At 61.3% G+C, this 11,461-nt stretch carries 10 protein-coding genes; 4 read left to right on the top strand and 6 right to left on the bottom strand.

The genetic code is table 11. From position 1 onward, the window contains the following. Window positions 1-70 precede the first annotated feature (70 nt). Entirely contained in the window at window positions 71-793 is a 723-nt protein-coding gene (pgeF, locus tag JFU48_RS11675) for a peptidoglycan editing factor PgeF (RefSeq protein WP_103521816.1), read from the bottom strand. After that, window positions 790-1,752: a 23S rRNA pseudouridine(1911/1915/1917) synthase RluD gene (gene rluD / locus JFU48_RS11670; RefSeq protein ID WP_003228314.1), complete on the bottom strand. Its 963-nt coding sequence runs from the start codon at window positions 1,750-1,752 to the stop codon at window positions 790-792. The genes pgeF and rluD overlap by 4 nt, the downstream gene beginning before the upstream one ends. 151 nt (window positions 1,753-1,903) lie before the next feature. Between rluD and JFU48_RS11665 the strand changes: the two genes are divergently transcribed. From JFU48_RS11665 to JFU48_RS11650, 4 genes are all read left to right on the top strand, one after another. After that, complete coding sequence (locus JFU48_RS11665) at window positions 1,904-2,923, top strand: outer membrane protein assembly factor BamD (protein WP_003228317.1); 1,020 nt, start codon at window positions 1,904-1,906, stop codon at window positions 2,921-2,923. 126 nt (window positions 2,924-3,049) lie between these two features. After that, on the top strand, window positions 3,050-3,283 hold the full coding sequence (locus JFU48_RS11660) for a PP0621 family protein (protein WP_045122641.1): 234 nt from the start codon (window positions 3,050-3,052) through the stop codon (window positions 3,281-3,283). Next, a complete protein-coding gene (locus tag JFU48_RS11655) occupies window positions 3,273-4,862 on the top strand; it encodes an ATP-binding protein (RefSeq protein WP_201137074.1) in 1,590 nt (529 codons plus the stop codon). The genes JFU48_RS11660 and JFU48_RS11655 overlap by 11 nt, the downstream gene beginning before the upstream one ends. Continuing rightward, window positions 4,859-6,205 carry a sigma-54-dependent transcriptional regulator gene (locus JFU48_RS11650; RefSeq protein ID WP_201136557.1) on the top strand — a complete coding sequence of 449 codons (1,347 nt, stop codon included), beginning with the start codon at window positions 4,859-4,861 and terminating at the stop codon, window positions 6,203-6,205. Before JFU48_RS11655 ends, JFU48_RS11650 begins: the two co-directional genes overlap by 4 nt. Before the next feature lie 114 nt (window positions 6,206-6,319). On the opposite strand, the gene thiO is transcribed toward JFU48_RS11650, so the two are convergent. The 4 genes from thiO to JFU48_RS11630 are packed head-to-tail and all read right to left on the bottom strand — an operon-like array spanning window position 6,320 to window position 11,451. Continuing rightward, window positions 6,320-7,420 (bottom strand): glycine oxidase ThiO, encoded by a 1,101-nt coding sequence (gene thiO / locus JFU48_RS11645; protein ID WP_201136556.1) that lies wholly within the window; start codon window positions 7,418-7,420, stop codon window positions 6,320-6,322. A 58-nt stretch (window positions 7,421-7,478) separates the two neighbouring features. Then, window positions 7,479-7,880, bottom strand: a complete 402-nt coding sequence (locus JFU48_RS11640; protein ID WP_003228325.1) for a type IV pilin protein — start codon at window positions 7,878-7,880, stop codon at window positions 7,479-7,481. A gap of 15 nt (window positions 7,881-7,895) precedes the next feature. Continuing rightward, window positions 7,896-10,985, bottom strand: coding sequence for a pilus assembly protein (locus tag JFU48_RS11635; protein ID WP_201136555.1), 3,090 nt, complete (start codon window positions 10,983-10,985; stop codon window positions 7,896-7,898). Continuing rightward, the gene (locus JFU48_RS11630; RefSeq protein WP_045122842.1) at window positions 10,972-11,451 is read right to left on the bottom strand and encodes a pilus assembly PilX family protein; all 480 of its coding nucleotides are present in this window, start codon (window positions 11,449-11,451) and stop codon (window positions 10,972-10,974) included. Before JFU48_RS11630 ends, JFU48_RS11635 begins: the two co-directional genes overlap by 14 nt. Window positions 11,452-11,461: the final 10 nt, after the last annotated feature.

Here is an 11,461-nt window from a genome sequence, read left to right as displayed (position 1 = left end):
CAGATACCACTGTAGATGTGGTCGATTCTGGGAGATTCAAGCGGCGGACAGTTGATGCAGATCAGTCAGTCTAGCGGGTGAGCCAGATTAAGGAGGCGAACCGACCTGTGCGCGACGCACGGCGGTAAGAAAAGAAGCGCGGGTCGGTCACGGTGCAGAAACCGCCGCCATAAACCGCGGTGACACCGCGTTCAGCCAGACGCAGGCGCGCCAGCAGATAGATGTCAGCCATGAACTTGCCTGCATTGTGGCTGGGCACGAAGGCGGCTGCCGCTTCGGGCAATTGACTGACGAAGACCTCGCGTACTTCCGGGCCGACTTCGAAGGCTTTCGGCCCGATGGCAGGGCCGAGCCAGACCAGCACGTCCGCCGCAGCGGTGTCGAGATGATCGAGGGTGGCTTCAAGTACGCCCGCCGCCAACCCGCGCCAGCCGGCATGAGCCGCCGCAACGCGAGTGCCGGCACGGTTGCAGAACAATGCCGGCAGGCAATCCGCGGTCATCGCCGTGCAGGCAACCCCGGGAGTTGCCGTCCAACTGGCGTCGGCGGTGGCGACCACGCCCGGATCAGCATGAGCCACGTCAATTCCGTGCACTTGCTGCAACCAGGCAGGCTTGATCGAGAAGTGTTCGGTCAGACGCCGACGATTCTCGGCTACTGCTTCCGGGCGATCATCGACGTGATCGCCCAGATTGAGGCTGTCGAACGGTGCCTCGCTGACACCCCCCTCGCGGGTGGTGACACAGGCCCTGACGCTGGCCGGCGCTGGCCAGTCCGGCGTCAGCCAGTTCATCCGACGAATGCCTCGCGATCCTGCTTGAGCAGGGTCAGCAGCCAGACGAAATCTTCCGGCAGCGGCGATTCCCAGCTCATGCGCTCACCGCTGGTCGGATGATCCAGTTCAAGGAAGCGCGCGTGCAATGCCTGACGCGGGAAGTGCTTGAGCGATTCGACCATGGTCGGGTTCGCGGCAGGCGGAATACGGAAACGCCCGCCGTACGCCGGGTCGCCGACCAACGGGAAGTTGATGTGCGACATGTGCACACGGATCTGGTGAGTCCGGCCGGTTTCCAGTTTGACCCGCACGTGCGTGTGCGAACGGAAACGCTCCAGCACGCGGTAGTGACTGACGGCCGGCTTGCCGCCTTCCATCACTGCCATGCGTTGGCGCTGCTGGCCGTGACGGCCGATCGGGGCGTTAATCTTGCCCCCGGCGGTCACGACACCGATCACGATGCACTCGTAGATCCGGCTGACGCTGCGGCTTTGCAGCTGGGCAACGAGCTTGGTCTGCGCCTGAATGGTCTTGGCCACCACCATCAGACCGGTGGTGTCCTTGTCCAGGCGATGCACGATACCGGCGCGCGGGACATTGATGATGTCCGGCACGTGGTGCAGCAAGGCGTTGAGCAAGGTGCCATCGGCGTGGCCGGCAGCCGGGTGCACCACCAGGCCCGCAGGCTTGTTGATCACCAGGATGTCGTCGTCTTCATAGACGATGTCGAGTTCGATGTCCTGGGCGATCCACTCGCCCTGGGCTTCCTGCTCGGCAGTCAGCTCAAGGATGGCTCCGCCATGAACGATGTCGCGCGGGCGGATGACCGCCCCGTCCACAGTCAGGCGACCTTCTTTGATCCAGGCGGAAAGGCGCGAGCGTGAGTGCTCAGCGAAGAGTTGGGCGGCGACTTGATCGAGGCGTTGGCCGCCCAAATCGGACGGCACCTCTGCGCGAAGTTCAATTTTATCGGACATGCTCTGACTGGGCGTCGGCACAGCCTTTGGTTTCGGCTGCGCGCTTGTGGTTAAATACGGCGTCTTTTGCCCCGAGGCTTTTCAACGGGGCGCTCATCATAACAGGACGGCCCCGCCCAAGACAGCGGCCGTCATAGGGACGCAAGCCGCCATGCAAGTGAAACACCTGCTGCTGATCGCCATCCTCGCATTGACCGCTGCTTGCTCATCGAAGGAAGTCGTAGACGAAAACCTCAGCGAAGCCGAGCTGTATCAACAGGCTCAGACTGACCTGGACAACAACAGCTACACCAGCGCCACAGCCAAGCTGAAGGCCCTGGAGTCGCGTTATCCGTTCGGTCGCTACGCCGATCAGGCACAGCTGGAGTTGATCTACGCCAACTACAAGAACGCCGAGCCGGAAGCTGCAAAGTCCGCCGCCGAGCGTTTCATTCGTTTGCATCCGCAGCATCCGAACGTGGATTACGCGTATTACCTCAAGGGTCTGACCTCTTTCGACCAGGACGTCGGCCTGCTGGCGCGCTTCCTGCCGCTGGACATGACCAAGCGTGACCCGGGCGCTGCCCGCGACTCGTACAACGAGTTCGCGCAGCTGACCAGCCGCTACCCGAACAGCCGCTACGCGCCGGACGCCAAGCAGCGCATGATCTACCTGCGCAACCTGCTGGCGGCCTACGAAATCCACGTAGCCGACTACTACCTGACCCGTCAGGCCTACGTCGCCGCCGCCAACCGTGGTCGTTATGTAGTGGAAAACTTCCAGGAAACCCCATCGGTCGGCGACGGCCTGGCGGTGATGACCGAGGCTTACCAGCGTCTGCACCTGGACGAGCTGGCCGCCACCAGCCTGGAAACCCTGAAGCTCAACTACCCGAACCACCCGAGCCTGAAGGACGGTCAGTTCGTGCCATCGGTCGCCGAAGCCGACAACCGTTCGTTCCTGAGCAAGGCGACTTTGGGCCTGATCGAGTCGCGTCCGCCGCTGCCGCCGGGAGAAACCCGCGCCAACCAGGACGTGCAGAAGCAGTTCCAGGATGCAAAAGACGCGATCCCGAACGAGCTCAAGCCAAAAGACGAAAACGGCGAAGTGATCGAAGAAACTCACGAAGCCGCCGGCAACAACGACGACCGCTCGTGGTTCAGCTACATGACTTTCGGCATCTTCGACTGATCACACCGGGTACACAAAAAAGGGAGATCTGCGGATCTCCCTTTTTCATTGCCGGGCGTTAATAGTCTGTGCGCCTGGCGACTCCTTGGCTAAACTGCCGAATCATTAGCCGAAAAGCCGCCCATCATGCTTCGTTTACTGTTCTGGATTGTCCTGATTTTCGCTGCGGTATGGCTGTGGCGAAAATTCAAGGCGCCCTCCGCGTCTGCCCAATCGCCCCGCGAGCAAGACGCCGCGCCGATGGTGCGTTGCGCTCATTGCGGCGTGCACCTGCCGCGCGATCGCGCGCTGAACCTTCAGCAACAGTGGTATTGCAGCCAGGCTCACCTTGAGCAAGGCCCAGGCACCAGTGATCGCTGAGGCCGCCAACGCCGACAGTAAACAGGCGCAGCGCCTGCTGCGCCTCTATCATCTCTACCGTTTAAGCGTCGGCATCACCCTGGTGCTGCTGATCTCCAGCAACATGGACAACCGCCTGCTGACGTCGGCCGACGACGACCTGCTGCGCAGCGGCAGCTGGTTGTATCTGGTGCTGAACATTTTGCTGGTGGTGTTCCTGGAGAACACCCGCCGCCCGGCGCAGCTGTTCACCCTGGCGCTGGTCGATGTGCTCTTGCTGTGCGGCCTGTTCTACGCGGCGGGCGGCGTGGCCAGCGCCATCGGTAACTTGCTGATTGTCTCAGTGGCGATCGCCAACACCCTGCTGCGCCGACGCATCGGCTTGCTGATAGCCGCCATCAGCGCTCTCGGTATCATTGGTTCAAGTTTCCTGCTGAGTTTCAACCACCCCCTGAGCGCCAACAATTACCTGCAAGCCGGAACCCTGGGCGCCTTGTGTTTTGCCGCTTCACTGCTGGTACAGGGGCTGGTCAGGCGCCTGGAAGTCAGCGAAAACCTCGCCGAACAGCGCGCCAGCGAAGTGGTCGGCCTCGAAGCCCTCAACGCCCTGATTCTGCAGCGCATGCGCACCGGCATCCTGGTGCTCGATGACCAGCGCCGGGTGCAACTGGCCAATCACAGCGCGAAAAGCCTGCTGGCGCAGTCGCACCTTGAGGGGCATTTGATCGATGACTACTCGCCGGCACTGGTCGAGCGCCTGCAACTATGGCTGAGCAACCCGACCCTGCGCCCGCAGAGCCTGAAGATTCCCGGCAACGGCCTGGAACTGCAACCGAACTTCATCGCCCTCGCACAGAGTCCGAACCAGCAAACCCTGGTGTTTCTCGAAGACCTTGCACAAGTCGCCCAGCAAGCCCAGCAACTCAAGCTCGCCGCGCTCGGGCGCCTGACCGCCGGCATTGCCCATGAAATCCGTAACCCGCTGGGCGCCATCAGTCACGCCGCGCAGCTATTGGGTGAGTCCGAGGAACTCGATGGCGCGGATCGGCGTCTGACGCAGATCATCCAAGACCACTCCCAGCGCATGAACCGAGTCATCGAAAACGTCCTGCAACTGTCGCGCCGCCAGCAGAGCGCTCCGCAACGCCTGGATCTGAAACCGTGGCTGGAACGCTTCGTCTGCGAGAGCCGCGAACAGGCGACTGAGCGCCAGTCGATTCATTTACGGATCAACTCCGGGGACTTCATCACATTGATGGACCCCGACCAGCTCACGCAAATTCTCGACAATCTGTTACGCAACGGCTGGCGGCACAGCGCCCTGCTGCACGAGCAGGCCGAGGTCTGGCTGGCACTGTTCATCGACCCCGACAGCCAGTTGGCGGTGCTCGAAGTGCAGGACAACGGCCCCGGTGTACCACCCGATCAGCAGGCCGATCTGTTCGAGCCATTCTTCACCACCAGTAGCCAGGGCACCGGCCTTGGGCTTTATCTGTCCCGTGAGCTGTGCGAAAGCAACCAGGCGCGCCTAGACTTCAAACCACGCCAAGGCGGCGGCTGCTTTCGCATCACCTTTGCTCACGGACGGAAACAAAGTTGAACACGAGCCCACGGCAAAAAATCCTTATCGTCGATGACGAGCCGGATATCCGCGAACTCCTGGAAATCACCCTGGGTCGGATGAAACTCGACACTCTAAGTGCACGCAACCTCGGCGAAGCCCAGGCGCTGTTGCACAACAACACCTTCGACCTGTGCCTGACCGACATGCGCCTGCCCGACGGCACGGGGCTGGACTTGGTGCAGCACATCCAGCAACGTTATCCACAACTGCCGGTGGCGATGATCACCGCGTACGGCAGTCTGGAAACGGCGATCAACGCCTTGAAGGCCGGGGCCTTCGACTTCCTGACCAAGCCGGTTGATCTGACGCGCCTGCGCGAACTGGTCAGCACTGCGTTGCGCATGCCGGCAGCCGGAGGCAGCGTCACCTCGATCGACCGGCGCCTGCTCGGTGACTCACCACCGATGCGCAATCTGCGCAAACAGATCGACAAACTGGCGCGCAGTCAGGCACCGGTCTACATCAGTGGAGAATCGGGCAGCGGCAAAGAACTGGTCGCGCGGCTGATCCACGAACAGGGACCACGCGCCGGCAAGCCGTTCGTGCCGGTCAATTGCGGGGCGATTCCGTCGGAGCTGATGGAAAGCGAATTTTTCGGCCATCGCAAAGGCAGCTTCACCGGCGCAGTGGAGGACAAACCTGGGCTGTTCCAGGCCGCACACGGCGGCACCCTGTTTCTCGACGAAGTGGCGGACCTGCCGCTGTCGATGCAGGTGAAATTGCTGCGGGCGATTCAGGAGAAAGCCGTGCGCAGCGTCGGCGGTCAGCAGGAAACGGTGGTCGATGTGCGCATTCTTTGCGCCACCCACAAGGATCTCGACGCCGAGGTCGCCGCCGGGCGTTTTCGCCAGGACCTGTATTACCGCTTGAACGTGATCGAACTGCGTGTGCCATCCCTGCGCGAACGGCGCGATGACATCGAAGTGCTGGCGGCGCACATGCTCCAGCGTCTGGCGGCAGGCAGCGGCCGCGCGGCGGCTCGTTTGCACACGCAGGCGCTTGAGGCGCTGAAGAGTTACCGCTTTCCGGGAAATGTTCGAGAGCTGGAAAACGTCCTTGAACGGGCGCACACGCTGTGTGAAAACCAGTTGATCGAGGCCGCAGATCTGCGTCTCAGCGAAGGTAATTGCACGGTCGAGGGCGGTATTGCCGACCTGACGCAGATCGATAACCTTGAGGATTATCTGGAGAACGTCGAGCGCAAGCTGATCCTGCAGGCGCTGGAGGAAACGCGCTGGAATCGTACGGCGGCGGCGCAGCGGTTGAGTCTGTCGTTTCGCTCGATGCGCTACAGGCTGAAGAAACTCGGTCTGGATTGAGGCCCCTTCGCGAGCAAGCCCGCTCCCACATTGGGTTTTGTGAACGACAAAAATCAACTGTGGGAGCGGGCTTGCCCGCGAAAGCGGTCTGCCAGCCAGCAGAGAAAAATCCGACTAAATGCGACCTTCAGGCGCATACGGCGCCGGATCAATAATCGGCGCATGCCCCAGCATCACATCGGCAAACAACTGACATGACGCCGGCGCCAGCACCAGCCCGTTGCGGTAATGCCCGCAGTTCAGCCACAAACCCTCAAACCCCGGCACCCGGCCAATATACGGAATCCCCTCAGGCGAGCCCGGACGCAAACCGGCCCAATGCCCCACCACTTCGGCATCCGCCAACGCCGGCAGCAGCTCGACCGCCGAAGCCTTGAGGCTCTCCAGCGCGACATCGGTCGGCGTCTTGTCGTAGCCTTCGTGCTCCAGCGTACTGCCGATCAGAATGTGCCCGTCGCGACGCGGAATCGCATAACGCCCCTTGGCCAGCACCATGCTCGGCAGGAAATCCGCCGCACATTTGTAGAGAATCATCTGGCCCTTGACCGGCTCGACCGGCAACGTCAGATCCAATGTCTTGAGCAGATCACCGCTCCATGCCCCGGCCGTCAGCACGATCTGCTCACCGCGGATCAGGCCTTTGGACGTCTCGACGCCAACCACTCGCCCGCCTTCGCGAACAAACCCGCTGACTTCGCATTGCTCGTGGATGGTCACGTTCGGCAGCGCCAGCAAAGCGGCTTTCAACGATTTGACCAGACGCGGGTTACGCACATTGGCCACATCGGCCATGTAGATCGCCCGGGAGAATCCGCCACCCAGCACCGGCACCGCGTCGTGCGCCGCCGAAATATCCACAGCCCGCAGCGGACGGTTTTCCCGCTCGGCCCAGGCCAGTGCCTCGGCTTCATCATCCAGATCCAGCCAGTACAGGCCTGTGGTGTGCACTTCGGGATCAACCCCGGTATCGGCAAACAGCCGCTCGCCGAGCTGTGGATAAAAATCCTGCGACCAATGCGCCAGCGCGGTGACTGCCGGGCTATAGCGCCACGGGTACAGCGGCGAAACGATACCGCCGCCGGCCCAGGACGACTCCTGACCGACATTCGAACGATCCAGCAGCACCACGCTGCGCACTTCTGAGGCGAGGTTGTAGGCGGTCAGCAGGCCAATCACCCCGCCACCGACAATCACCACTTGCTGTTGCCTGGTCATGTTTGATCCAACCGTAAAAAAGACAGTGGGCGCAAAAAGGCGCCCTTAAGAAGGTACCTCAGCGGCCCCAGCAATCCTTGGTGGTCAGCCCGGTGGTTGCGTTGTTCATACTTCTGACGCCAGTGTTGGTCAGGGTGAAATCCCCGCACTTGTCGGTGGCCATGGTCGTGCCAGCATTACGGGTGGCCGTCAGCAGGAAGGTCTGGTCAGTGATCGTCGGGGTGATGGTGTAGAAATCATTGCCCGTGCTCAGACCGGTGATGCCGGTATAAACATTGTTCTTGGTGTAGAAGCGCTCGAGGATCTGCGCCTGTTCCGAGAGCAGCGACACCACTTCGGCGCGCCGACCTTTTTTCAGGTATTCGGTGTAGCTCGGTGCGGCGATGGTGATGATGATCCCGATGATCGCAATCACGATCATGATTTCGATCAAGGTGAAGCCCCGGTTGAATCTGCGCATGCCTCAAACTCTCACTTACTGTATTTGTCGCCACATGATACGACGGCTGCCGCCACCGGGTTTTTCCACCAGCGTGGTCACGGTGCCACTGGAATCGTTGACGATCTTGCGCGTCGCGCCATTGACGATGGCGTTCAGGGTCGGAATCCCGCCGGTGAACACCACGCCGCTGGAAATCGTGTCGTTGCTGTCGACCACGCCATCGGCGTTGGTGTCGAGCACCGCGTAGTTGAGCATCTTACCGCTGAACGCATCCAGTTCGACCAGTTTGCCGGTGCCGAAACTGGCACACGGGTCGGTGGTATCGACACTGGCGGTGGTGAACACGATGCGCCCGAGTACCAGACTGGCCTGATTGATCACCCGCTCGCCGGTCAGCACGTTGTTGTACACCAGCGGCAGATACCAGCCCTTCTCCGCCGGATAGGTCGTGTCGTTCTGGCTGGTGGTGATGAACTGTCCGGCGCTGCCGGAGAACACCCCGGTCACTGCTTGCGCCTGCAAACTGCTGACGGTCAACTGACCGGAACCACCATCGGCGTCCCACACCGAGTAGAACGCCTGCAAATCCTTGTTGGTCTTGTCGGCGGTCTCGTTGAATTTGCCGGTGCCGACGAAGATCTGTTTGCCCCCCAGCGAATTGTCCGCCAGCAGCGGCTGCGCGGTGATCGGCTGAGTCGCCCCGCCCGCCGTAGTGAAAAGTGGTTTGCCGGAAAACGCCACGCCCCAGCTGTCGGTCGACGTCGCGCTCAGATCGAATTTCCACAGACGCCCTTTCAGATCACCGCCATAAGCGGCCTGCACCACGTTCGACGAATTGACCTTGAGCTTCACCGACGACAGGCCATTAGTGGTTTCGGTACTGTCGATGACGATCTTCTTGATCAACGAACCGTCACGCACATCCAGCACATACAAAGCCGCCACTCCGGAGTTGCTGCCATAACCATTGGCAATGAACGCCGCCCAGCGACCATCGGCCAAGCGTGCCACTTCCGGCCGGGCATAGGCGTAACCCAGATCATTGAATACGTTGGCAGTGTTCACCGTGGCAGGTGCACTGACTTCCCACAGGGCATTGAGCACATTGCCCGCGGACGCGTCGAACAGCTGCAGCGCGTAGAAGGTCTTGCCGCCGGCACCGGTGCCGCCGATGGCCACGGTTTTCCAGGCACTGTTGAACTGAAGATCGTAGACCCCGACCTGGCCGTCCACCAGAAACTTGTGGCTGACGCCATTGATGTACGCCGGATCGGCAATCAGCCGCAGCGACGGCAACACGCTGGACGGCATGTAGGCATAGCGTCGAGTGCCGTTGGCCGAGTTGATCACGTTGACGAAACCGTCATTGGCGTTCACCACCAGATTGGCATTCATGTTCGCCGCTTTGGTGGTCAGGTAAGTGGTGTAGGTGGTGTCGCCCGACAGGTCGGAGGCGGTTTTGTCGCTGGGCGAGGCCAGCACCAGCGGCGAGTTGATGATGTCGCCAAGCAACACGCTGCGCACCTTGAGCCCGGTCTTGTTGGTGCCCTTGCTCCACTCCACCAGATCACTGCCGCTGATGCCGGTGGGCAGGCTCTGGCTGAGCGTCGTCTGTTGGGTCGCGGAAAAGTTGCCGTAGGCCAGAGTCACGGCGGCATTGCTGCTGGTGTTCCACGATTGATAGGTCGGTGCGGTCGCGCCCGGCACGATGGTGGTATCGGTGGTCCACAACGCTGCCGAGGTGTTCACCGCGCCAGCCGAAGTGAAGCCAAAGGATTTGATCGTGCCGCGCCAGTCCTTGGGGTCGTAACTGGTCTGGAAATAACTGGTGCCACTGGCCAGCGTGGTGCCGCTGGTGACACCGCTGCCGCCGGAGCCGGCCTTGGACGTGATTTCACTCAACGCCGACGACAGTGCGGCGTTGAGGCCGGTACTGTCGTTCGCCAGGTAATACTTGCCCTGCCCGTAACTGGCGGCGTCCGACAGCATCGTGTTGGTCGCGGTGAACCCCACGGTGTAGGTGTTCATGTTCTGCTTGGGAAAATCCGCCGAACTCCAGCTCTTGCCCGCCGCATCGACGCCGGTCGAACGCATGTCGATGTCGTAGGCGAACTTGGCGATGTCATCCAGATACAGCGTGTCGCCTTCATTGTCGCCATTGAGGTTGTTGCCGTCATTGTTGATGCCGTCCCAGTTCGGCAAGCGACTTCCGCCCAACGGGTCATTGGTGGGAAACGTGCGGTCATACGTCGGAAGGCCGTCGGTGATCACTACGCCATAGTTCTTCTGGCAGCGGTACTGGATCGGACTGGTGTAAGTGGTGGGTGTGCTGTTGTAGTACGGCGTCATGCCGCGCATGTACCGGGTGATTTCGTAATAGGTTTCCGCCAATGGCGTGTTGGCCACGGCCCCCAAACCACCGATCGCCGAAATCAACGCATTGTAGTTGGCGTCGGCCTGCGCCTGGGTTACGCTGCCGGAGACCGGCGACAGATCACTGATGGAACGAGCGATGTATCCACCGTTGCCGGGGTTGTTGTTGGTGATCGGATTGAAGGTCGACAGCCCCATGCGCAAGGTACGGTTGCTGGTGACCAGCGCGGTGGACACGTTGCGCGCGACGTTGATCCGATAGTCGTTGGGAATCGCCCCGGTGGTGAAGTCGCGCGTGCCGTTGTTGATCGCCAGCCCGACCACGTAGGCGATGTAATCCCCCGTGTAGCGGGTGTTACCACCGCCCACCGGGTCAGGCAGTTTCAGGCACAGCGGCGCAATGCTGTTGTTGTAGAAGGCAAAGGCGCCGCCGGAACAGCCAGAGGTCGGCAGACTCGATAAAAACACCGGATCACCGGTAATCGCTGGCGCATTCAGTGCCGAGCACAGCCCAAGAAAGGCATTACATTGCCGGGCCGGGGTGCGTGTGACGGTCGGATCGAATCCCGCCGCATAAATGATGCTGTTCATGCTGCCGGAATCGTCGATCAGCAACATCACGTTGGGCGGTACCGCAGCCGCGCTCAGCAGCGGCGAGTCGGAAGGCGTGAACGCATAAGCCGGCGCTGCCAGATAAAAGCTCAGCAGCATCCCCGCCAACAACGTCCGGCAGCGCTCAATACTTCGCATAGACGCTCTCCACCACACTGCGCGAAGTACCGGCGATGCCGACTGCGGTCACTCGGTACAAGGTCGCCGAGGTGTTGCTAGGCACGTTCACCGCCGTCAGCGTGGTACCGATGTTCTGCACACCATAGAAGCCGTTACCTGCGGCGACCCACGTCACCCCCGAGGTCGAGTTGAGCCCCGCCGCGCTGACCACCGAGGACTCCGCTGGCGGCGCACATTGCGTGGCGCTGGCACACACCGCCAGCGAATAACTGTCGAGTTGCACCGCACTCTCGCCGATGCGCAACGCCGCCTCGGCGGTCTGGAACGACTGATTACGCAGGCTGACGCTACCGGCCATTTTCTCCTGCAGGTTGGCACTCTGCATCGAGGACAGCCCGATCAAGGTCAGCAGCAACAGAAACACCAGACTGACCAGCAACACCATGCCGCGCTGGGTTTGCCTCTGGTTGAACGTGATCCTCATCATTCCGGCC

Origin of the sequence: Pseudomonas sp. TH49, assembly GCF_016650625.1 — a bacterium.
GTDB lineage: Bacteria > Pseudomonadota > Gammaproteobacteria > Pseudomonadales > Pseudomonadaceae > Aquipseudomonas > Aquipseudomonas fluorescens_H.
Note: the sequence above shows the minus strand (reverse complement) of the source record. Positions and strands in the feature narration are given on the sequence as shown.

What these genes read in the sequence shown, in the direction of transcription:
- pgeF (WP_103521816.1), bottom strand. Translation starts at nt 793, where the DNA reads ATGAACTGGCTGACGCCGGACTGGCCAGCGCCGGCCAGCGTCAGGGCC.
- rluD (WP_003228314.1), bottom strand. Translation starts at nt 1,752, where the DNA reads ATGTCCGATAAAATTGAACTTCGCGCAGAGGTGCCGTCCGATTTGGGC.
- JFU48_RS11665 (WP_003228317.1), top strand. Translation starts at nt 1,904, where the DNA reads ATGCAAGTGAAACACCTGCTGCTGATCGCCATCCTCGCATTGACCGCT.
- JFU48_RS11660 (WP_045122641.1), top strand. Translation starts at nt 3,050, where the DNA reads ATGCTTCGTTTACTGTTCTGGATTGTCCTGATTTTCGCTGCGGTATGG.
- thiO (WP_201136556.1), bottom strand. Translation starts at nt 7,420, where the DNA reads ATGACCAGGCAACAGCAAGTGGTGATTGTCGGTGGCGGGGTGATTGGC.
- JFU48_RS11640 (WP_003228325.1), bottom strand. Translation starts at nt 7,880, where the DNA reads ATGCGCAGATTCAACCGGGGCTTCACCTTGATCGAAATCATGATCGTG.
- JFU48_RS11635 (WP_201136555.1), bottom strand. Translation starts at nt 10,985, where the DNA reads ATGCGAAGTATTGAGCGCTGCCGGACGTTGTTGGCGGGGATGCTGCTG.
- JFU48_RS11630 (WP_045122842.1), bottom strand. Translation starts at nt 11,451, where the DNA reads ATGAGGATCACGTTCAACCAGAGGCAAACCCAGCGCGGCATGGTGTTG.